The organism is Verrucomicrobiota bacterium, from assembly GCA_034440155.1.
Classification (GTDB): Bacteria; Verrucomicrobiota; Verrucomicrobiia; order JAWXBN01; family JAWXBN01; genus JAWXBN01.
Genome location: JAWXBN010000101.1, coordinates 1 through 20,856, shown reverse-complemented (window position 1 = coordinate 20,856; position 20,856 = coordinate 1). Strand labels below are relative to the sequence as shown.

The 20,856-nt window shown below is 48.2% G+C and carries 21 protein-coding genes; 9 read left to right on the top strand and 12 right to left on the bottom strand.

The window, feature by feature from the left end; all coding sequences use genetic code 11:
* The 4 genes from SGI98_10735 to SGI98_10720 all read right to left on the bottom strand — a co-directional run.
* On the bottom strand, positions 1–264 hold a 264-nt coding region (locus SGI98_10735), incomplete at its 3' end, for a hypothetical protein (GenBank protein MDZ4743878.1).
* A 103-nt stretch (positions 265–367) separates the two neighbouring features.
* On the bottom strand, positions 368–1,747 hold the full coding sequence (locus SGI98_10730) for an outer membrane beta-barrel protein (protein MDZ4743877.1): 1,380 nt from the start codon (positions 1,745–1,747) through the stop codon (positions 368–370).
* A gap of 243 nt (positions 1,748–1,990) precedes the next feature.
* Positions 1,991–2,881 (bottom strand): CbiX/SirB N-terminal domain-containing protein, encoded by an 891-nt coding sequence (locus tag SGI98_10725; GenBank protein ID MDZ4743876.1) that lies wholly within the window; start codon positions 2,879–2,881, stop codon positions 1,991–1,993.
* Positions 2,882–3,007: 126 nt separating this feature from the next.
* Positions 3,008–3,553, bottom strand: coding sequence for a ribonuclease H-like domain-containing protein (locus SGI98_10720; GenBank protein MDZ4743875.1), 546 nt, complete (start codon positions 3,551–3,553; stop codon positions 3,008–3,010).
* Between the two features lie 202 nt (positions 3,554–3,755).
* On the opposite strand from SGI98_10720, the gene SGI98_10715 reads away from it, so the two are divergent.
* A complete protein-coding gene (locus tag SGI98_10715; GenBank protein ID MDZ4743874.1) occupies positions 3,756–5,921 on the top strand; it encodes a hypothetical protein in 2,166 nt (721 codons plus the stop codon).
* A 6-nt stretch (positions 5,922–5,927) separates the two neighbouring features.
* Here the strand turns inward: SGI98_10715 and ruvA are convergent, their stop codons facing one another.
* Entirely contained in the window at positions 5,928–6,554 is a 627-nt protein-coding gene (ruvA, locus tag SGI98_10710) for a Holliday junction branch migration protein RuvA (GenBank protein ID MDZ4743873.1), read from the bottom strand.
* A gap of 148 nt (positions 6,555–6,702) precedes the next feature.
* On the opposite strand from ruvA, the gene SGI98_10705 reads away from it, so the two are divergent.
* The gene (locus SGI98_10705) at positions 6,703–7,944 is read left to right on the top strand and encodes a CNNM domain-containing protein (protein MDZ4743872.1); all 1,242 of its coding nucleotides are present in this window, start codon (positions 6,703–6,705) and stop codon (positions 7,942–7,944) included.
* Between the two features lie 113 nt (positions 7,945–8,057).
* Here SGI98_10705 and SGI98_10700 read toward each other — a convergent pair whose 3' ends face one another.
* The gene (locus SGI98_10700) at positions 8,058–8,927 is read right to left on the bottom strand and encodes a 3-methyladenine DNA glycosylase (GenBank protein ID MDZ4743871.1); all 870 of its coding nucleotides are present in this window, start codon (positions 8,925–8,927) and stop codon (positions 8,058–8,060) included.
* 31 nt (positions 8,928–8,958) lie between these two features.
* Between SGI98_10700 and glgA the strand changes: the two genes are divergently transcribed.
* The gene (glgA, locus tag SGI98_10695; protein ID MDZ4743870.1) at positions 8,959–10,692 is read left to right on the top strand and encodes a glycogen synthase GlgA; all 1,734 of its coding nucleotides are present in this window, start codon (positions 8,959–8,961) and stop codon (positions 10,690–10,692) included.
* 117 nt (positions 10,693–10,809) lie between these two features.
* Here the strand turns inward: glgA and SGI98_10690 are convergent, their stop codons facing one another.
* Both SGI98_10690 and SGI98_10685 read right to left on the bottom strand, forming a co-directional pair.
* Entirely contained in the window at positions 10,810–11,781 is a 972-nt protein-coding gene (locus tag SGI98_10690; protein MDZ4743869.1) for a uroporphyrinogen decarboxylase family protein, read from the bottom strand.
* A gap of 67 nt (positions 11,782–11,848) precedes the next feature.
* The gene (locus SGI98_10685) at positions 11,849–12,694 is read right to left on the bottom strand and encodes a phytanoyl-CoA dioxygenase family protein (GenBank protein MDZ4743868.1); all 846 of its coding nucleotides are present in this window, start codon (positions 12,692–12,694) and stop codon (positions 11,849–11,851) included.
* A gap of 69 nt (positions 12,695–12,763) precedes the next feature.
* Between SGI98_10685 and SGI98_10680 the strand changes: the two genes are divergently transcribed.
* Positions 12,764–13,732 carry an AraC family transcriptional regulator gene (locus SGI98_10680; GenBank protein ID MDZ4743867.1) on the top strand — a complete coding sequence of 323 codons (969 nt, stop codon included), beginning with the start codon at positions 12,764–12,766 and terminating at the stop codon, positions 13,730–13,732.
* Between the two features lie 514 nt (positions 13,733–14,246).
* On the opposite strand, the gene SGI98_10675 is transcribed toward SGI98_10680, so the two are convergent.
* Both SGI98_10675 and SGI98_10670 read right to left on the bottom strand, forming a co-directional pair.
* The gene (locus SGI98_10675; protein MDZ4743866.1) at positions 14,247–14,516 is read right to left on the bottom strand and encodes a Txe/YoeB family addiction module toxin; all 270 of its coding nucleotides are present in this window, start codon (positions 14,514–14,516) and stop codon (positions 14,247–14,249) included.
* Entirely contained in the window at positions 14,507–14,776 is a 270-nt protein-coding gene (locus tag SGI98_10670; GenBank protein MDZ4743865.1) for a type II toxin-antitoxin system prevent-host-death family antitoxin, read from the bottom strand. The genes SGI98_10675 and SGI98_10670 overlap by 10 nt, the downstream gene beginning before the upstream one ends.
* An 802-nt stretch (positions 14,777–15,578) precedes the next feature.
* Between SGI98_10670 and SGI98_10665 the strand changes: the two genes are divergently transcribed.
* The 5 genes from SGI98_10665 (at position 15,579) to SGI98_10645 (ending at position 20,059) form a co-directional block, all read left to right on the top strand.
* On the top strand, positions 15,579–16,871 hold the full coding sequence (locus tag SGI98_10665) for an FAD-dependent monooxygenase (GenBank protein MDZ4743864.1): 1,293 nt from the start codon (positions 15,579–15,581) through the stop codon (positions 16,869–16,871).
* Positions 16,872–17,043: 172 nt separating this feature from the next.
* Positions 17,044–17,583: a MepB family protein gene (locus SGI98_10660; protein ID MDZ4743863.1), complete on the top strand. Its 540-nt coding sequence runs from the start codon at positions 17,044–17,046 to the stop codon at positions 17,581–17,583.
* A gap of 240 nt (positions 17,584–17,823) precedes the next feature.
* Complete coding sequence (locus SGI98_10655; GenBank protein ID MDZ4743862.1) at positions 17,824–18,030, top strand: TraY domain-containing protein; 207 nt, start codon at positions 17,824–17,826, stop codon at positions 18,028–18,030.
* Complete coding sequence (locus SGI98_10650; GenBank protein ID MDZ4743861.1) at positions 18,014–18,280, top strand: type II toxin-antitoxin system RelE/ParE family toxin; 267 nt, start codon at positions 18,014–18,016, stop codon at positions 18,278–18,280. The genes SGI98_10655 and SGI98_10650 overlap by 17 nt, the downstream gene beginning before the upstream one ends.
* Positions 18,281–18,949: 669 nt before the next feature.
* Complete coding sequence (locus SGI98_10645) at positions 18,950–20,059, top strand: Fic family protein (protein MDZ4743860.1); 1,110 nt, start codon at positions 18,950–18,952, stop codon at positions 20,057–20,059.
* Between the two features lie 133 nt (positions 20,060–20,192).
* On the opposite strand, the gene SGI98_10640 is transcribed toward SGI98_10645, so the two are convergent.
* Both SGI98_10640 and SGI98_10635 read right to left on the bottom strand, forming a co-directional pair.
* The gene (locus SGI98_10640; protein ID MDZ4743859.1) at positions 20,193–20,492 is read right to left on the bottom strand and encodes a hypothetical protein; all 300 of its coding nucleotides are present in this window, start codon (positions 20,490–20,492) and stop codon (positions 20,193–20,195) included.
* Positions 20,493–20,542: 50 nt separating this feature from the next.
* Entirely contained in the window at positions 20,543–20,770 is a 228-nt protein-coding gene (locus SGI98_10635; protein MDZ4743858.1) for a tyrosine-type recombinase/integrase, read from the bottom strand.
* Positions 20,771–20,856 lie beyond the last annotated feature (86 nt).

Sequence of the window (20,856 nt, the reverse complement as noted above, 5' to 3'; positions counted from 1 at the left end):
CCTCCAGTTTATTTGGTCTTTGTGTTCACGGACAAAATCCAGCTTGGTCCCGTGGTCTCGGACGAGGTGAAACTCGTCCCTCCAGTTTGTTTGGTCTTTATGTTCGCGGACAATTTCCAGCTTGGTCCGGTGGTCTCGGACGAGGTGAAACTCGTCCCTCCAGTTTTTTTGGTCTTTGCGTTCACGGACAAAATCCGGCTTGGGTCCCGGGGTCGTGGACGAGGTGAAACTCGTCCCTCCAGTTTTTTTGGTCTTTGCGTTCACGGGAAAGTGGGGAGATTTGTCCCTCCCGGTAGTGGTCTAGACAATAAAAAACCCCGACCAGTGAAGGTCGGGGTTTAAAAAAGAATCTTTATTTAGGCTTGGATTAGAAGCTGTAAACGAAGTTCAAAGCAACAGTGTTGTTATTAGCACTGCCTTGACCGCTTGTTTGGTAACCGTAAGGGTTAATGTTGCCACCGTCATGACGATATTCGAGACGGGCAAGCATGTTTTCCCAGAGGTCAAAGCTGGCTGTGAGGGTAACTTCCCAGAGTTGTGATTGGGATGTAACACCTGTTTGTGCACTTCTATTCCAACCTGTGCGCATACCTGTTGAGTCAACGAAGTATTCAGCACGTGAACCTAAGCTGAATTTCGGTGTGAATTGGTATTTAGCATACAGTGCAGCACCGTAGTAGATATTACCACGTTGGTTATTGACAGGAAGTGCTGTTGTGTTGAGCTGATTGTCACCACCGATAACACCGTTGAAACCGAGGAGGAGTTTGTCATTAGCAAACTTTGGTGCCCAGTTACCCCAGATGTCATAAGTCCAAGTATTATTGGCTGATGGTGAGGAATCATTGGTTGTGTTAGCAGGGAATCCGCCAGCAACTTCGCCACCATTAGGACTAATGATGAAGGAATTCGCGATGTTAGCGTTTCCACCAGGAGCGGTTACGTTAATGCGGCCTGTGACAGCTTTAGCGAATGAACCGGCATTGTTTTGAGTGCCAGGACCCATTCCGAAGTATGTGTCGTCATTGTTCCAACCATTGACGATACCCATTTGCATATCAACGATATCGTTGAATTTATAGCTAGCAAGGGCACCAACATGTGTCAGAGGAATAGCGAAGGTGAAAAGAAGGCCGCGTGTGAAGTTAATATTCGCAGGGCTTTCGATGACTTCGTATCCGAGCAATGTAACGAATTTACCGACCTTGAAGTCAATACCATTGCCAATAGGGGCACGGAATTGAACATAAGCTTGTTCCAAGAAGAGGGAACTAGCTTGGCTGCTGAATCCAGAACCAACGGCAGGAGTATTATTACCACTCATGACTTGGGCGTCTTCACCAACCATGAGGTCAGTACGGAAACCAGCGGTGAATTCATTTGCGTCGCTCAGGTCTTTTTCAAGAGTGAGTTTGACAGCATTCACGCTGAAATCGTTTGAATCACGATTGTTCATCGGAGCAACATTTGTAGCACCAGTAGGTGATGTCACAATTGCATTAGGAGCACCAGCAGGAAGCGCTGTTGTCGTCGATGTATCTGTATAACCTTGATTAGGGCTATATGTATAACTGACGTCAACATATCCGGAAAGTTTAACACCTTTCTGGGCTGTTTCGACGTAGTTTGGCTGAATGCCTTGATCTTCGAGCATCTTTTTCATTTCCTCAACCTTATCGCTACCGGCGAAGAGGCTGGAGGTCAATGCGACAGCTGCACAAAGAGTGATCATGCTGAATTTATTCATTTGTTTTCCTCGTTTTTGTTTAGGTTATTTCGTGGTTTTGGTTTTGAGAACCTTTAAAGAATCAAGCATTTGGTATGCCAGTTGCCTGATCCTCCCCAATTAGTTTCCCTGTTTTGTAACAGCCTTTAAAAATCCTGCAAGAATATTTTTAAAAAATTTTTGAACGCTTTACCCTTCCCCGTGTCTTCTTCAGAGATTCACCCGCCTACTCCTGCCCTTTCTCTGAGACAATCTTCAGGCTGATTACATCTTTTCGGTATGCTCATCACACAAGTCTAATATGATATTGGCCATCATTGGTTCACGCCCGAGAGACCGAGTATACCAGATCTTGCGGCCTTCCACCCCGGCCACAATCAGATCCTTCTCCCCAAACAACCTCTTTTTCATTATAAACTGGGTGAATTCCAGCTTTCCCGATTCATTTACCTTTGGAGTCCCTATTGCCACAAGGCTAAAAGCCTCGATTTCCTCATTCTCACTGAACCCCAATAGTGCGGGGATATCCTCGGAAACATGGAGCCCGTCACTGAGAAAATAGGGAATCACTGCAATTTGCTTCTTATCAGTCAGTGTGCGCCAGTCCTTAATATAAGGGGCTTGGTCCAAAAAAAACGGTTTCACCTCAGCAAACGGGGTTTTCCCCTGTAACCTTTTCACCTGTTCGAGCACAAACCGGGACGAGTCTTTTGCCCTATTTGTCCCATGGCCAGCAATAAAAAGGCATGTTTCTTGGGGGATGGGTGCTCCTTCACAAGTCAAGATGGTCGTCATACGGCTATTAATAATCTCATCAATCTTCGGATGCACCCCCACAGGCCGGCAATAAAAGTAGTCTTTGCCTGCTTGGTGGGCGAAACGCCCCCTTAACCCTAAATGCCGGGGTAAAACCTGCTGCGTAAAATAACCTTCGCTCAAGAAGAAAGGGACAATATAAATCGTTTTTGACTGGATAGTGGGTAATACATCATTAATCAGGGGATCCATCTGCCAATACGCCTCTTTGACCTCTTTGAATATCTCGCAACTCTTCAGCATTTTTGCTTGAAACGACAAGGCCGCCCCCGATTCGCCGTTTTTGGACGAACCATGGCCGATCAAAAGCAGGGCTGACTGGTCGAAATTTTCAATCATAGATTTCTACTTGAATCTTGATCATAAAATCGGATCAGACCTTTTGCAAGGGGATGTACTTAAAAATAACAAGCCAAACCGGATATTTTTTGGCTTTTGAACCGTATCCCGCCATCCTTTACCCCATCAAACTTTCCAATCCGTCTTCATGCAACGGCGTTTTTTGAATTTATCCAGATAGAAAAGTTCCTTATAGGAAAGGGCGTACTCAAAAACTTCCTTTGTGATTTTCACGTCAAAGGCGCAATATTCGGCGATTTCATAGATTTTGCCCTCTCGCCACCACCGGATCGCATCCAAACCGTCGGCGGTTTTGTTATACCCCAGTGTGGCTTCCGCAATCGAGTCGAGCTTCAGACGGTGCCCCAGGATCTTCTCCACCTCGACAAGCATGTCAAAACTCGGAATCTGCTTAAAATCTAGCAAGCTGTACCCTGCTAATACCTGATAATCAAAATTCACATGGTTAAACCCCACGACCACAGACGCCCTCATGAGCTGCTGGATCATATCCTCCACCTGATCCTCGGTATAAATATGGTATTGGTTTGTTTTGGTCGAGAAAGTCACCCCAATGGACATTTTCATCTTCATCTTTGAGGCAGGATCCCATCCCCCCACCTCATCGGCGGTTTTTTGCGTTTCCAAATCAAAATAAACAATGTCTTTCATGTGAGAAGACAAATTCCTTAAACGAAATTTCCCCAGATGGGAACAATAGTTTTCACCGCCCCGCGCAATTTGCACGGACGACAAGCCCCCGAAAAACATGGACAGCCTTGTCACCCGTTATTCACACATCCGCCATACGCCTGCCACATTCCTGCCGCTACCTATCTAGTCAACCGAAGTCCCTGACGGATTACCCCCCCCCATGAAAAAACATATCTTCACTCTCCTTGTCCTGGCGCTGTGCAATACCGCAGTGATCCACGCCACAAGCTTTAGCATTACCACAGGCACTAATGCCACCGGACGAATATTGATTTTAAACGAAACAGGATTTATCTCAAACAACGCGGGATTATCAACTGCCGGTGTGGCTGTAACGATTAACGGGAACAACGCATCAATTACCAACCTAGGTTTATTAATCTCTACCAGTGACCGGGCAATCCGTACGCAGAATGGCAATACCACAGGTTTTTCCATCACCAATGGCCCGCTGGCCACCCTCAAAGGGGGCAGCGATGACGGGCTACAGGTGCGCGGGGGAGGCTCCACATTCACCCTCCACAATGCCGGGTTATTCAGTGGTGGAACAAGCGGTCAAGCCCTTGACCTCGACAGTATCACAGCCGGCAATAGCTTGGTGGTTAATTATTCGGGCGGGACCATTTCGGCCACAAATGCAGATGCGATCCGCCCCGGCTCAAATAATACCCTGACCAATGACGGCTCGATTTTCTCGACTACGGGGGACGCTTATGATTCCCAGATCAATACAAATAGCCGGATCTATAATTACGGAATGATTAGCGGTTCCCAGAAGGGCCTCAGAATCGTCAGCGGGATTATTTCGAATACCGGCACGATTATCTCTGCCACCGAGGAAGGCATCGCATTCAGCACGAACCTTTTCCCGGCTCAGACGAATAACTGGATATATAACAGTGGCACCATCACCGGGGGCACACACGGTATTGAGACAAAAATCAATATCGCAATCACGAACCAATCCGGGGCATTCATCATCGGGCGCAGCGGCTCCGGTATTAATGTCGATGGATTCTCGAATGTCGCGACCGTGGTTAATTTCGGGACCATCAAAGGTAATACAAACTCCCCCACCGCCGACGGTGACGGCATCGATATCGACGGGGCTGCCACTATCTATAATTACGGCTTCGTCCAAGCCAAAGGCAATACCGGGGCCATGGACGGTAATAGTGAAGGATTCGCCCTCGGGGGCGGATTCGTCACAAACTCAGGATCAATCTCCGGTCAAGCAAGGGGTATCCAAGTCGATGACGGCAACGGAAACGCCGGGGTGTCGGCCATCGTGATCCATAATACAGGAAGCATCCTCGGGGAAAATGAGTACGCCATCAAAATCGCGGGGAACTTTAATAATACGATCACCAACTACTCTACCGGGTCGATCACCGGAAACGGCGCTGTAGGTGTCGGTGCCGCCATTCAATTTGGAGGGGGTGACGACAGGCTCGTGAATGCGGGAACGATATCAGGGACCAATGGGCTCGCAGTGGACATGGGAGGAGGCAATGATGAAATCATCCTCAAGCAGGGCAGCACCATTAATGGGGCACTCGACGGCGGCACGGGCGGTAACACTTTGAAATTCGATGCCGGTACGGGCAATGCAATCACGGTTAATTTCAATATCACAAATTTCTCCAATATAACGCTCGAATCCGGTACGGTCCAAGGTACTGCCACGCTAGGTAATCTCACGCTTCAAACCGGGACAGCCCTCAAAGGAACACTTTCTGTCGGGCAAATCAGCGGTTCAGGTAGTGTCGATCCGGGTAATAGCCCCGGAATTAGCACCGCGGCATCTATTGACCCCACAGGAGGCTTGGATTTTAATTTTGAATACACGGGCGCCGCACCGGATTTTCTGGCACCCATGGCGAGCATAAATGATGTTTCACGTATCACTGGTTTCCCCCCTTTCACTGCTCCGATGACAGGAGCTAATGTCATCAGTATCTATTTAAATGTCGCCGGGCTGAATAACGGTGATATTTATACAGGCGGATTTTTCACCGATAATGCGGCGGGTTTTTTCACATCCATATCTGGGGCGTCATTTGCTTATTATCTGGCGGATGTCGCAGGTTCTGTGACTTATAATGGCATTAACTACAGCGCCCTCGATTCCGCCCTCTGGACAATCGACAGGGCTACCATTGCGCAAACGGCTGATTTCGGTGCAGGCAATGTCAACGGGCAGATCATGCAATTAACGGTCCAAGCCGTTCCTGAACCCTCCGCATACGCGTTATTAGGCTGCGGGGCAGGACTTGTCCTCATCGTCCTACAACGCAAATTGCGTAATAAATCCAGAAAACCATAAAAATAACTAAGTCAGCGAGTTGATGGCTTCGCGGACGATTTCCTCAAGCTTCATATCCTTCGACTCGGGTTTACCGAGCAAATTGCGCACGGCTGTCCAGGCATCGGCCTGTTTAAAGCCCAAGGCGACCAGTGCCCCCACGGCGTCATGGAACGCTGCATTTTCACCCGTCCGGGCAATTTGCGCAGAACCGCCGGAAATATCCATTCCCGTACTACTGACCGGGCCGAGGGAGAGTTTATCCTTGAGCTCGACGACGATCCGTTCAGCCGTCTTTTTGCCTAACCCGGGCAATTTGCTCAGGGTCTTGGTGTCCCCGCTCAAGACACAGGCTTTGAACTGATCCACATTCATCCCGCTCAAGACTTTAAGTGCCAGCACCGGACCCACACCACTGACCTTATCGATGAGCAAGCGGAAAAGTTCACGTTCCTCCTCCGTAGCAAAACCGAAAAGGATATGAGCATCCTCTCGGATCGTGAGATGGGTACGTAAATATACTTCCGCACCGATTGCAGGCAATTTGCCGAAGCTCGAAAGCGGGATATGCACATCATACCCCAGCCCTCCGCACTCCACACATACCGCCGTCGGTTTGGCTTCCACAAGTTTTCCTCGGATAAAACTAATCATAGATAAGCTTACTACCCTAGCAGAACCGCCCCCACTGACGCAAGGAAGCAAATCTCCCTGACGGAATGATTTATTGATGAATCAATGATGAGTTTTTTACACTGATTCTTTTGCATTCGAGCGCTATTATGCTAATTTTTCGGCACTTATGACGATTTTATTAGTTAGTGTAACGGTCGCTGTCGTGGTTTCGTTTCTTTGCTCACTCATGGAGGCTATGCTCCTGAGCTTGAATCCCGTCCGGCTCGAAGCGGCGGCGGGCAAGGGCAAGCTCTGGGCCAAAATGTGGATGCGTATGAAATCGAATATTGATCGGCCGATTGCGGCTATCCTGATTCTTAATACCATCGCCCACACCGGAGGAGCCACTTTTGCTGGTGGTGCCTTTGATGATGTGTATGGAGCAGAAAATTTGTGGATATTCTCCATCATATTCACAGCAGTCATCCTTGTCTGCACAGAAATCCTGCCAAAGGTGATCGGAGTAAGCTTTGCGGAGAGACTGGCTCCCATTTTTGGTCCGATTCTGCAAGTAATGATCTTTTTTCTTCGACCAATCATATTCCTGACTGAGTTCATCTCAAAACCATTCAAGAATAAACATAATGAGAACCAAATGAGTATTTTAGACTTAACCACCATCACTCGTATGGCCCATTCAAGTGCCATCATCAGCTCGGCGCAACAATCAATCATTCTTAATACTGCCAGCCTACAAAATAAAATGGTGCGCGATATCATGATCCCGATTGATGCCCTCACCTACTTCAGTCTGGTTAAAAGTAACATTGATAATTTTGAACGGGCGGCTACCACCCTGCACACCCGTTATCCCGTCAGCAAGGATGGCACGATACAGGGCATCACCGGATACCTAAACTACAAAGAGCTCTTGGCCATGTCTCCCAGCCGCAAAGAGGCCGTGATCGCAAATTTCGTGCGTCCCATCATTAAAATATCTGATTCCCTCAAAATCGAGGAAGGTCTGAAAATTCTGACCTCAAAACGTTATCACCTCGCTTTAGTCGAGGCTCCTGATGGCAGTATTATCGGGATGATCACGATGGAAGATATTATCGAGGCGGTCATTGGCGAAGTCTCCAATGAATTTGACCAGCTCCCCGATGAAATCCGCCAAGTTTCTCCGGACAAATGGAAAATCGATGGGGGCACCACCTTGAAAGAGATTTATCAAAAAACAAAATTCAGTCCCAAGACTGAGAACTTTAATATCACTGTCGATAAGTGGATAAAGGCCAAAAGCTCAAAACCTGTTGTCTCTGGCTTTTCTTTTGAAGAGAATAGCTTCGTCGTTACCGTCCTCCAAATCCGACGCGGAGAAATATACCGTATTTTGCTCGCGCAAATGGCTCTGAATGAAGCTCCCTAATTATTTCAAATTCATCCGATGACTTTTTACGCCCAGAAGAGCCAGAGCGACCGCCACCACACAAATAATTGAAAAAAATGAATCTCTCGACCACTCGCGGACAAAAACTCCTGTTAACCCTGATGACCAATCACCCGTTCATAAGCCTGAATCAATCTTTGCCGGAGAGGCTCGGCATCCCGGGCAATTTGTTTCTGCGCTTCGACATATTCCTCCCGGCCCTCGGGGGTTTCGATCCGGATAGGGGCGTAACCGGCCGCCTCAAGATCATAAGGGCTGGCGCGCATATCGATTTTCCGGGCGGTCATGGCCAGTTCGAAACAGTCGGCGACGAGCTCGGAAGCGATCCAGGGGAGTAATTTATATGCCCATTTATAAAGGTCCATATTTGCATGGATACAGCCGGGCTGCTCGAAATCCGTTTGGCCGGGGCGTTCGAGCTGCCATTTATTCCGGGGCCGAGCCTCGGGGGTAAAAAACCGGAAAGCATCAAAATGTGTGCAGCAGATATTCTGGGTTTCGACAAACCGCGCGATTTGGTCCGGGGCCATCCTCAAAGGTAATTCTGTATGCCGGATCTCCGGGGCCCGATAAACCATGGCCCATTCGTGAAGGCCGTAACAGGCAAATTGCGCGGGTCGCACGAGAGTCGTCCGGAGCAAATTGCGGATGTAAGAGAGTCCTACCATCCTCTTTGAGGCCAAGCTTTTTATATCCAAGGCGACCCCCCGGCCCTCCACGCGGGCAAAATGCTTTTCATTTAGAAAACTTTCACCCCTCGCCCCTCCCAGGATCACGCCCTCGCCCGGGGTCCATTTTAAGAGTTGCCCGGGACGTAACGAGTAATATGAAAAAAGAAAATCGACGACAGGCTCTTTTTGCTCCATGCTCTTGCGCTGTAAATGGGGCTGGACCCAGCGCGACACCCGGGACGAGTGTGCACGGGCTCTATCCAGCCAAACCTGTTCATGCAGGATTTCCATACTTAAAATGAGTGAACAACGGGATTCGTTTATGGGAAAGAAAAAAGATAAAAATTCGAAAAAGGGCAAGAAACTTCAAAAAGAAGTAGTCCAGGCCACCAAGACGCTCGAATCTACCGAAGCAGCCTTAAAACTCCATAAAAAAGGCAAAAAGTCCCCACCAAAGGCCAAGGATTCAAAGCCAAAAGCCGACGTGACAAAGATAAAAGCCCAAGCCCCCAGCAAAAAAGCTCCGACTTCTCTACAGAAAAAGCCGCTCAAAAAAACAATACTCAAGCCCGGAAAATCAGGCAAATTTCGTATCCTTTTTGTCGCATCTGAGTGTGAACCATTTGCAAAGACCGGTGGACTGGCTGATGTCGTCTCGGCATTGCCCCGCGAACTCAAACGCCAAGGGCATGATGTCAGGATCATCATCCCCTTTTATGACACGATAGACCCGGTGAGATACAATATTAAATTCCGCTTTTCCTCCTGTATCCACATGGGTAAGGGTGAAGAGAACTGGGTCGGTATCCATGAAGGCATGCTTTATGACGAGGTCCCGGTCATGTTCGTCGATTACTCGCGTTTTTTCAAACGGGGGGCGATTTATGGTGATATCGGGGGGGAATACCAGGATAACGCATTCCGTTTCGGCCTCCTGAGCAAGGCCGCCCTGCAAGTCTGCAAGGACCTGGCCTGGACTCCCCATGTCATGCACCTCCATGATTGGCCGACATCACTCACAGCGACCTTCCTGAAAACCTGGGACCGTATCCTCTCCCCCCTCTCGCACACGGCCAGTGTACTCACGATCCATAATATGGGTTACCAAGGCAAATTCCACGCCAGTGCTTTTACTTATATCGGTCTGGGTGGGGAATATTTTAACGGGGGAGTCATTGAAGATTTTGGCGGGTTAAATCTCTTAAAGGCCGGTATCCACTTTGCCGATGCGATCACAACGGTGTCCCCGACTTATGCCAAGGAAATCCTCGGACCCATCGGCGGATGCGGACTCGACAGCCAGCTCCTCGCCAAAAAAGACGACCTCTTCGGTATCCTCAACGGCGTGGATTACACCCAGTGGAACCCCGAAACCGACAAATTCATCACCGCTACCTACTCGATTAATGACATGCGCGGCAAAGCCAAATGCAAATTCGAACTCCAAAAGAGGCTCGGACTCATCACGAATCCCCACATTCCCCTTTTCGGAATCATTTCCCGCATTGCCGACCAAAAGGGATTCGACCTGATTGAGGAAGCCCTGCCCCGGGCACTCGACGCCATGGACATGCAGTTTTGTCTCTTAGGCAGCGGGGATACACGCACCGAAGATTTCTTCCGTTCCCTCGAGCACCGTTTTCGCGGGCGGGTCGGTGTTTATATCGGATATAATAATGAACTCAGTCACATGATCGAGGCCGGTAGCGACTTTTTCCTGATGCCCTCCCTTTATGAACCCTGCGGCCTGAACCAAATGTATTCCCTCAGATACGGCACCCTGCCCATCGTTCGTGCCATCGGTGGGCTTAATGACACGGTGGAAAATTATGATGAAGCCACCGGCCAAGGCACCGGCTTTAAATTTAATGAGATTTCCGCTTGGGCCCTGTATAACACCATCGGCTGGGCCATCTCCACTTGGTTCGACCGCCCCCATCACATCGAGAGCCTGCGCCGTAACGCCATGGAACGCCGATTCACTTGGGAACATTCGGCCAAGGAATATGTCCACGTCTATGAACGGGCGATAAAAAACCGGGCAAATTATTCTTAATCAACTTTTCGCCCCTCAGCCCCCTACAAACAAAACAAGGGGGTGGAGAAGGGGGGAAAATGTTTACCGGAAGCTCTTGGTGTTTTCGGTTAATGCCGGTTTAACGATCCATCAGGATTAGGCGTAAATACCTTCTTTGCGCCAGACATCGAGGATGAGTTTATAACGTTCGAGGCGCATGCCTGTATAAATACAGTTACTCGTCGAAAAGATATATCCGCCGCCGGGCATACCGTGTTTGAGGGCGTAACGGGTGGATTCGATTGCTTCCGCTTCTGTGCCCGTGTCGATCAAGCCGCAGTTGACATTTCCGCAAAGGGCGACTTTGTCACCGACGAGTTTTTCAACCTCGGCGATGTCCACTCTTGCCTGAGGATCGATGGAGTGCAGCGCATGGGGATTTGCATCCACGAGCTGATCAAGGATCGGCATGATATCGCCGTCGGTATGTTTAATCACGTAGAACCCCGCATCACGCTGGTTTTTGACAGTCTGCTTCAGGTAAGAGCCGACGAATTTAGAGAAATTTTTGGGACTCATGAATGGCCCATCATTGAGGCAATAATCCGAGCACAAAGCGAACCCGTCTAAGCCGCCATGATTTCTGACTTTTTCGATGAAACGCAAATTGTTATCAACCATATCTTGAGCCTCCTTGAGCAGCGCCTCAGGTTCATCCACCATCTTGTAGGAAAAATCCACCATGGTATTCCCGTCCGGAATCGCGAAGGTCGCATCCCCATGCATCATGAGGAAATATTTATCCCCGGACAATTCACGGACCTTGTCGATGAGCCGGAAAATCTCCGTGTCGCTAGAAGGATTTGGATGCAGGAAAATCGCACTATGTCCGAAGTACTCAGCCGTTTGTATGTAAAGCTGAGCGCTGTCGGTGATATGCAGGTCCCTCTCCTTTTGGCTCATCTGATCCCACTGATCATAACGCCGCTGGGAAAAATGAACTTTCCCGAAAGCCTCCATCGTTAGGAAAAAAACCAGCTCAAAATGGGGAACCAAACCCTGCAACGGTTTTCGTTCAAGGGCTCGGATAAAACGTTCACGGGGCGTCATCTTTAATGTGTCTTCCATATTTCGGGCTTTCTTGTTTTTTTAGCTGGTTAGTTGTTTCGGGCGACACCCCGCGGACGTCTGGCGATTAATGCCGGTTACTCAGGTCTGTCGCGTAAAAGTGCGGATTTTTCCCACGCAAAATCATGCCTTGTCCTCGTGAACTATGCATTTCCCCATCAGGAATGTCATGAGCATCCCTGATCTGCAGCAGAATATTACGACGGAAACGATCTGAATGATTCACGGGTGAGCCATGCAGTGTCAGGTAATTAAAAATCACGACCCCACCCGCTTTCACCGGGGCACTGATCCCGTCTTCGAGCTTATACTTCTTTTGATCCACATACATGCTTTGCCCGGGTTTATTCGCTAAGGCCAAGGGACCGAGCTTGTGACTGCCCGGGATCACTCGGAGCCCGCCATTATGATCATCTGTGTCATCGAGGTGGATGGAGAAAGCCAGCATGCTGTGGTTCTTGAACGGGAAATAAGGATAGTCCTGGTGCATCGGGAACATCCCGCCCGTGTGGGGCTTTTTATAAATTAACTTCGTATGGTGGAGCATCACGTCAGGCCCGAGCAGAGCCTGCGCCAGATCCCCGACATTCTTTTCCATGATCAGGCGTGAAAAACTCCCGCGGTGGAACTGCATGTCATGGATCCCGTTGACTTCATATTTCTTCATTTCCTCGGGACTCATATAATCGCCAGACCAAGTAAAAACCCCAGCATGAGAGCCTTGGGCAGCAGCCTCTCCTTTAGCCTTGGCTTCCATGGCCATGGCGACAGTTTCATCGGCATCACGGCGGAGTACCTCGACTAATCCAAGATCAATCAGGTTTTCAACCACGAGATAACCATTTTCTTTAAAGGAATTGATCATTTCGGCGGTTACTTTGAATGTTGGTTCATTGAGTAGTGTGGGGGACATAGGGGGTTTCCGGGGGTTTTTTAATTAATTTTTGACAATCTAATGTAACGTGACGTATCATTTACTTCAATGGCTACACCGGACAAAAAATTGACCATTTCGGACAAAATACTCCAGAACCGGATTTCCGACACTGTCGAAGCGGGGGCTTATTGGTTATCTGTCTATGGCCCTGATGAGACCCGTTTCAAACGGGAATTGACTAACCGGCAACACCGGCATACCTATTATGAATTCTGTCTTGTCCGGAGCGGCAGCGGGATTTTTGAGCACGGGCAAAAGAAATATCCGCTCAAAACCGGTGACCTCTTTATTGCGCTACCGGGGGTCTTCCACGAAATATCCTCCTTCAAGACCAAAGACCTCGTCTTGGATTTCTGCAGCTTCGGACTGGTCCCTCGCCAGTGGGAAGGACAAAGCCGTGCCACAGTGATTATCGATCACTTCCTGAAAGATCCGCTCCCCTACCGCAAAAACTACGGGTTCCTAGCCTCTTACGTCCAGACTCTCAGGAGTCTCGGGGGATACCCAGGCCAAAGAAGCCTCTATTTCCGTACCGAGCTCATGAAACAATTTGTCCTCCAAGCCATGGATGCCTTGACCGGACACACCGGTGGCACGGACTCGACCCCGCACCCGCAGCACACCCGCGATGCCACCCTGTCTAAGGCCCTCCACTTCCTCGAAAGTAATTTGCACCGCAACGTCGAAGTGTGTGAACTCTCCCGGCACTGCGGGATGTCCGAACGCAATTTGCGCAGGCTCTTCCAAGCCACTTACGGCCACACGATCCACTACGAAATCCAAAACCGGCGTTGTCTCCGCGCCAAAACCCTCCTGTCGATGGGGGACTTTACCATCAAAGAAGTCGGCCATCAAATCGGCATCGAGAGCCCCGCCCAGTTCAGCCGGTGGTTCACCAAATGGGCTGAATGCACCCCCCGTGAATTTCGCAATCGATCATCCGCAAATTTCTTAAAAGCCCCCGGATTAGAGAGCTTAGAAACAGAATTCTTCTCCCGGGACAGGAAAATTTAACCTCAGAAATAATACTGCCCCATGACTACACCTGTCCGTGAACCTTCCGTCCTCAATGACTGCATAAAGTACACTGGAATTATTAGAGAAAAGATTCTCTATATTGAATCGTATTGTGGGTTAGTCCTTATTGGGATGAGAGTTCAGCTTGGAAATAAGCGTGCGTTGCTTCTCGATCTCTTGTCAGCGCGATCGTTGCCGCTGTCTCGCCTTGCTTGTCGGTAACTCCGGTCTTGGCACCGGTGAAGTGCGCTGGGTATGATCACGGAATGGGCAACCCTTCACCAAGGCGAATTACTCGCCCAATCCGGCCAACCCCTCGAAAAGATTCCCACACCTTTTCCCGGAGACCCTTAAATTTCAAACAACACGTATATTGCCAAAGGCAAACGACAAACTGACTTTGCCTTTTTTCGATCAACCATGAGCAAATTGCTTACTAGGGTGTGCCTGTGTCAAAAAGGCCCTGACTAACCACCTCCCTTATTCCTGAGGCCAAGGCCTAACCTGACGATCAGCACACGTGACCATCGTAGTGGAACCTACACTGCATGATCAGGAGGCTTTCGTTTTCTACCTTATCGATAAAGCGGTGCTCCTGAGTAATCCGCCTCGACCACCAGCCTTTGAGATTATTTTTCATAGGTTCAGGCTTGCCGATACCCGTGAACGGATTACGCTGCGCGTCCTTGACGAGTTCGTTCACTCGCTCGAGGATTTTGCGGTCGTTTTCCTGCCAGTAGCGGTAGTCTTTCCATCCATTCGGTAACCACCTCAGTCGCATAGCTCACCCGTCTGGATTTTGCCTGCTTCGTAATCGTCCAGACTTTGCTGAATTTGGGTGGCATTTACCCCTGTAGAATGAAGATGCAGCGTCGTCTCCATCGCCTCATACTCTTCGATGGCCAGTAGCACCACTTTCCCGGCTCCATTCCGAGTAATGATGATAGGTTCGCGGTCGCGGGATGCGGTATTCATTAACCCGGCAAGTTGATTTCTAGCGTCTGTATAACTGATCGTTTGCATGGGGGAATTGCCCCGCATGTACAGAATTCTATCAATCGTGTTTCGAAGGCTCCTCGGCTAAGATACGGTAGCGGGCCAAATGTTATTTGTTATCTTCCTCGAACCAATCATCAGACCATGGGCAAAGGGGAATTTGCCACAGGCAATTTGCACGAAAACGGAGATGAAAGACGCGGGGACCGAGGATGCTTCCTAGTAACGTTCTGGGGAAAATAAGTTCCACGCAAAGGCCCATGATTTTCCGCGTGTAGGGCGACCGGTTCGGTTGCCACGGGCCAGAGTTTCTCTGGTTACCTCTGGCACCCGGCAAGCAGGGCCGCTCGCCCTACAGAAAAAAGGATTCACCACAGGATTGTTTCCCCCCTTCGTGGTGCAATTTGCTCCTCGCGACTGAAGGGACAATCTTCCGATTGTCCGAGCCGAGCATTCTCGCCGCTCAGAACCATTTCTGACCCCAAACACCTTCGGAGCAATTTGCGCGAAAACGGAGATGAAAGTGGACTTTCCCTGTATCGCGAAGGGGTGTATTCTTACAAGGTAGTTATATATATCTTATTATTGGAAAGACACTTGTACCTGTATATCTAATACGTTCCCCTCTCGTTTACAAAACTATTAGCCTGTCCCTTATTTTAGAGGCCGAAGGCCTTTGCTTTCTTTTTTGCACGATGAATTTTTGCGCCGTGTGGTGACAGGGGATGAGCCATAGATTAGACGGTGCTGCACTTCAGATCACACCGCAATAGTTGCGCATTCAAGTTGAGTTCGCCCCTTATCATTCATCACCAAGGTCAGATATGGATTGATATCGCTTCTAACTTTGATCAAGGTCTTTGCAGTTCTTTCTAAAAGAACTCCTCATTTTAAAATATCAATTTATGAAAATATCAAAAATCCTCTTCGTTGGGTTAGCGCTTATTTTCCCGTTCTTTCTGCAACAGATGTTTTTTATTCTATGTTAAATCAATTACAGATGGGGAACAAAAAACAAATCGCAATAATTGGTGGTGGTATAGCTGGACTAACATTTGCACGTTGCTTGACAACACAAGAATTCGATATTCATCTCTTTGAGAAAAAAGAATGCTTTGAAGAGGTTGGAGCTGCGATAAGTATTTTTCCTAATGCTCTTTGCGTGATGGATGAATTACGATTATTTGAAGAAGTTTTAGATAGTAGCGGGCAAATTAAGACGGTTTATTTAAAAACGAGCAAAGGTAAAATACTTAGTAAGTCAGAACCCAAAAGTGACTACCCAGTAATCTGTATCCACCGTGCAGAATTGCACGGAATTCTTTTAAAAAACATTGATGCTAAACTTTACAATAACCATTGTTTTAAGAGTATCTCTCACTTAGATAATGGACAGATTTCCGTTGAATTTGAAAATAGAGAAAATAAAATATTTGATGCGGTAGTAGGGGCAGACGGAATAAATTCAGAGGTAAGGAAACACATCATCAATGATGGAGCACCTATATTTAGAGGCTACAATATTTGGCGTGGAGTTGTAAAAACAAACTTTGAAATAGGGTATGGCAGCGAAACTTATGGAAAAGGACAACGAGTAGGTATAGTTCCCATAAAAAATGGCGTTTATGGCTGGTGGGCGACATCGAATGAAAACTACATGCAAGACGACAGCCCGGAAGGAACAAAGGGAAAATTGAGGCGTTTGTTTGGTGATTGGCATTCCCCAATTCCAGAGCTAATTGAAAATACGAAAACCATCTTGAAAAATAGTTTGTCAGATAGAAAGCCACACAGAGGATGGTCTAAGGGAAATGTTACATTGCTTGGCGATGCAGCTCATCCAACTACTCCGAATTTAGGGCAAGGTGGATGCATGGCCATTGAAGGAGCTTATATTTTAGCTAAATCAATTCAAAAATATGGTTTAAGTGAAAAATCATTTAAAAGATATGAAGAATTGCAGTTTCCACGTTCCGCACACATTGTGAACGAAAGTTTGAAATTTGGTAAATTGGGACAACTGACCAACCCCATTTTATGTGAATTAAGAAACTTTGCCATGTGGTCAATACCTCCTAGGGTGACAATGAAAATGATTAACAAGTATTTTTCGTATAGAGTTACAAATCTTGAAATATAAAAGCCGAACTGCTGACAACGCGCTTAAAAAACTATTAGCCTGTCCCTTATTTTAGAGGCCGAAAGGCCACAGAGGTTAAAATCCCTGCCTGCGTATAGCTGAGAACCGTTAGTGGTCATTGTAGTATGACACCGAAACACAAAACCAACGAACAGAATATCGAGTAAAAAGTATGACAACAGAAAGCTCATTGAAAATAATAAATTCATTTCATTGCGACCTAAAAGTTGCGAAAGAATTCGTTTATGATAAATGTGGTTTTGACTTTACAGACCCAAAGTTGAATTCCGAAAGTGCGGAATACGGAGCTTGTTCATTTGTACTTCACGGAAAGACAATTCAACATCGTGTTTCAAAAATTACACCGGCAAAAATTGGGCAGTTTGTGACCATTTGGAAAAGAAATAAAGACGAAATAACGAAACCCTTTGGCATTTTAGACGACTTAGATTTTGTAATTATCACCTCAAAATGTGGCGACAACTTTGGACAATTTTTATTTCCGAAATCTGTTTTAGCGGAGAAGGGAATAATAACAAAAAATGGTATAGAAGGAAAACGTGGAATTAGAGTTTATCCACCTTGGGACGCAGCAACAAGTAAACAAGCCGAGAAAACTAAACGTTGGCAGACAAAATATTTTTTGACTATTAAAAACGACAATTCAACTGACCTTGAAATGGTAAAACGACTATTAATAAACAAAGACTAAATTGACGAAAGAAGAAAAACAACGAACCGCTAACAGCACCTACAAAAAATTGGCGGTTCAGTGGTTAAATGAAGCTTTGTGCTTCGTATCAAGTTTTGTGGTGGCAGACAGTTTAGTGCTTCGAACTCTCCATCGAATACGTTCCCCTCTCCTTTACAAAACTATTAGTCTGCCCCTTATTTTCTTGCGAGCGTGGATTACGGGCTTGCTATACGTGTATATCAGCGGTAATTTGCCTCCATGCTAGCTATCAGACTGGACTCCGACACCGAAAGCCGCCTAGATCGTCTAGCCAAAAAGACTGGGCGCACCAAGACTTTTTACGCCCGCGAGGCGATTCTCGAACACCTTAAAGACTTGGAGGATATTTACTTGGCCACCCAGCGGCTACAGCGTCCGGCCAAGACCTACTCCGCCAAGGGAGTGAAGCGTGAACTGGGTCTATAGGTTCGATGAACGGGCCTTGAAAGAACTCAAGAAGCTCGGGCATCAAGCCCAGCTGGACATTCTCGACTACCTCGACGAGAGGATTACCGCTGATGCTGATCCCCGTCGCTTTGGCAAGGGACTCAGTGCTGATCTGGTCGGACTTTGGCTTTACCGGGTTGGTGATTACCGCATTCTCTGCCAGATCAAAGATGGCGAGTTACTGGTTCTGGTGGTGGCCGTCGGCCACCGCAAAGACGTTTACCATTAGCTCTTTGATTGTCGGTCCGGTCTACTCACAGAGATAACAGATAGCCTCATCACAGTTTATCCCGATCCATCGGGACTACCCACGCTCGCGATCAACTCGCGCATCAGCGAAGTTTATCGGAGTTGAAAGGATCCGAATAATTTGTCCGGCCCTTTGACTTTAGAACTTTAACCGCAAACTCTCCTCCCTTGAAAAAAAGTATGACCACAACTTCAAAGTCGTCTTTGAAGCCATTCGCCAACTCATGACGCCCCCGCCCGACAAACCCGAGCAAAATAAACAGTCTCAATCTGGAATTATGCCCAAAACCATACGACGCCAATTGTGAGTTTCGATATGATATTAATTATGAAAATAACAGCCAGCCGGAGCAATTTGCGCGGAAACGGAGATGAAAGTGGACATTCCCCGTATCCTAAAGGGGTGTATTCTCATAAGAACAATATATATATATTATGATTAAAAAGATACTTACAGCTCTCCATCTAATACGTTCCCCTCTCCTTTACAAAACTATTAGCCTGTCCCTTCTGATCGCCCCTTCTGATCAAAAAATACCACGACCCAAATGCTGATGTGATGGATTTGCGGCGAATCCCTCTTTATTCTCCGCTTTTGTTGCGTAGAATAACTATTGCAATCTCCGCATATTAAGCGGAGATTATCTGTATGACCTACATCCATCAGCGTCGCGACTGGCCCCACCTCAAATGGGACACCGCACGATTGCTACCCTTGCTGACAGAGGTCAGGCATCGGCAGGGACTCCTTTTGGGTCGCATGGAAGGACTTGGATTCAGACTCCGTTCAGAAGCCCGACTGACAGCCCTCACCGACGATGTCATTAAATCCAGCGCCATCGAAGGTGAATCTCTGGATGTCGCCCAGGTACGCTCATCGATTGCGCGGAGGTTGGGAATGGATTTTGTCAACGATGTTCCGGCCAGTCGTGACGTCGAAGGCGTCGTGGAAATGATGTTGGACGCGACCCAAAAGTACGACGAACCACTAACAGTCAGCCGATTGTTCAACTGGCATGCATCCCTTTTTCCGATCGCCCGCAGCGGCATGCGAAAAATCACGGTCGGTGCTTGGCGACCACCACATATCGGGGCTATGCAGGTAGTCTCCGGGCCTGTGGGACGCGAACGAGTCCATTTCGAGGCCCCGCCAGCGGATCGTCTTCCAGGCGAAGTCAGGGCCTTTCTTAAATGGTTCGAAACCACCAAGGATATCGAGCCGGTGCTCAAAGCCGGGGTGGGACATTTCTGGTTTGTCACTCTCCATTCCTTCGAAGACGGGAATGGACGCATGAGCCGAGCGATAGCCGACATGGCCTTGGCCCGTGCCGACCGCACGCCCGACAGGTTTTACAGCATGTCCTCCCAGATTGAGGCCGAAAAGAAACAGTACTATCTCCAACTGGAACAAAGTCAAAAAGGGACAACCGACATTACCCTTTGGCTAGAATGGTTTTTGGGATGTCTGAACCGCGCAGTGGCCGGGACGGAAGGAAGTCTGGCCATCATCCTGCGCAAGTCCCAAATCTGGGAACGCATCAACAAACAAACCCCTGTCAATGAGCGTCAGCGCAAAGTAATCAACCGACTTCTAGATGGATTTGAGGGGAAATTGACCTCATCAAAGTACGCGAAACTGGCCCGTTGCTCACCTGACACCGCCCTGCGCGACATCAAAACCCTGCTGAATCTAGGCCTTCTCATCCAGGAACCCGGCGGTGGCCGCAATACCAGCTACCGTATTTCCGCTATAGAGTGAGGTGTTTCCTCAGTACTTGGCCTTCTGCCTTGGGCTATTTCCGCCATCCCTCATTCTGCTGTTCTATACCACTCCGACTATAACTTGGATCTGCAGTCATTGTCATAGTTCGAAGGGACAGACAAACTATTAGTCATTTAAAAGCCGTTCGCTCCGTTACTCTTATTTGAATGATCATGTGGACGCAATAGTTTTTTTTAAGGGGAGCAATTTGCACCACCAAGAGCGCGAAGACGGAATATGGAGAGTTGAGATTCTTCTCGACCGGGGCCCGGATGCCAATGATGGCGGCGAGCGCACCGCGTCCCCGAGTGCATCCGAGGGCGTCCCCGCCCGAAGGAACCATTCCAACCCCAAACACTTTCGGGGCAATTTGCGCGAAAACGGAGATGAAACTGGACATTTCCCGTATCCCGAAGGGGTGTATTCTCACAAGGAAGAGATATCTATCTTATGATTTAAAAGATACTTACAGCTATACACCTAATAAGTTCCTCTCTCCTTTACAAAACTATTAGCCTGTCCCTTATTTTTGAGGCCGAAGGCCTCCGGCGGCGGCTTTTGGGGCCGTTCGAGCCTGGCGGGATGGGTCGCCGAATGAACCTGCTTCAACTGCTGGATCGAGACCTGGATGTAAATCTGGGTCGTGCTCAACTCGACATGACCCAGCAACTGCTGGATGAACCGGATGTCGGCCCCGCCTTCCAGCATCAAGGTGGCGCAGGTGTGCCGGAACAAGATGGCACGAGCCCCGTTTGCCACGGGCCAGAGTTTCTCTGGTTACCTCCGGCATTCGG

Excerpts from the sequence above, each read along its gene's own strand:
- SGI98_10655 (MDZ4743862.1), top strand. The coding sequence starts at position 17,824 with ATGCTAGCTATCAGACTGGACTCCGACACCGAAAGCCGCCTAGATCGT.
- SGI98_10705 (MDZ4743872.1), top strand. The coding sequence starts at position 6,703 with ATGACGATTTTATTAGTTAGTGTAACGGTCGCTGTCGTGGTTTCGTTT.
- SGI98_10670 (MDZ4743865.1), bottom strand. The coding sequence starts at position 14,776 with ATGCGGGGCAATTCCCCCATGCAAACGATCAGTTATACAGACGCTAGA.
- SGI98_10635 (MDZ4743858.1), bottom strand. The coding sequence starts at position 20,770 with ATGCTGGAAGGCGGGGCCGACATCCGGTTCATCCAGCAGTTGCTGGGT.
- SGI98_10675 (MDZ4743866.1), bottom strand. The coding sequence starts at position 14,516 with ATGCGACTGAGGTGGTTACCGAATGGATGGAAAGACTACCGCTACTGG.
- SGI98_10700 (MDZ4743871.1), bottom strand. The coding sequence starts at position 8,927 with ATGGAAATCCTGCATGAACAGGTTTGGCTGGATAGAGCCCGTGCACAC.
- glgA (MDZ4743870.1), top strand. The coding sequence starts at position 8,959 with ATGGGAAAGAAAAAAGATAAAAATTCGAAAAAGGGCAAGAAACTTCAA.
- SGI98_10715 (MDZ4743874.1), top strand. The coding sequence starts at position 3,756 with ATGAAAAAACATATCTTCACTCTCCTTGTCCTGGCGCTGTGCAATACC.
- SGI98_10690 (MDZ4743869.1), bottom strand. The coding sequence starts at position 11,781 with ATGGAAGACACATTAAAGATGACGCCCCGTGAACGTTTTATCCGAGCC.
- ruvA (MDZ4743873.1), bottom strand. The coding sequence starts at position 6,554 with ATGATTAGTTTTATCCGAGGAAAACTTGTGGAAGCCAAACCGACGGCG.
- SGI98_10660 (MDZ4743863.1), top strand. The coding sequence starts at position 17,044 with ATGACAACAGAAAGCTCATTGAAAATAATAAATTCATTTCATTGCGAC.
- SGI98_10645 (MDZ4743860.1), top strand. The coding sequence starts at position 18,950 with ATGACCTACATCCATCAGCGTCGCGACTGGCCCCACCTCAAATGGGAC.
- SGI98_10685 (MDZ4743868.1), bottom strand. The coding sequence starts at position 12,694 with ATGTCCCCCACACTACTCAATGAACCAACATTCAAAGTAACCGCCGAA.
- SGI98_10730 (MDZ4743877.1), bottom strand. The coding sequence starts at position 1,747 with ATGAATAAATTCAGCATGATCACTCTTTGTGCAGCTGTCGCATTGACC.
- SGI98_10680 (MDZ4743867.1), top strand. The coding sequence starts at position 12,764 with ATGGCTACACCGGACAAAAAATTGACCATTTCGGACAAAATACTCCAG.
- SGI98_10720 (MDZ4743875.1), bottom strand. The coding sequence starts at position 3,553 with ATGAAAGACATTGTTTATTTTGATTTGGAAACGCAAAAAACCGCCGAT.
- SGI98_10725 (MDZ4743876.1), bottom strand. The coding sequence starts at position 2,881 with ATGATTGAAAATTTCGACCAGTCAGCCCTGCTTTTGATCGGCCATGGT.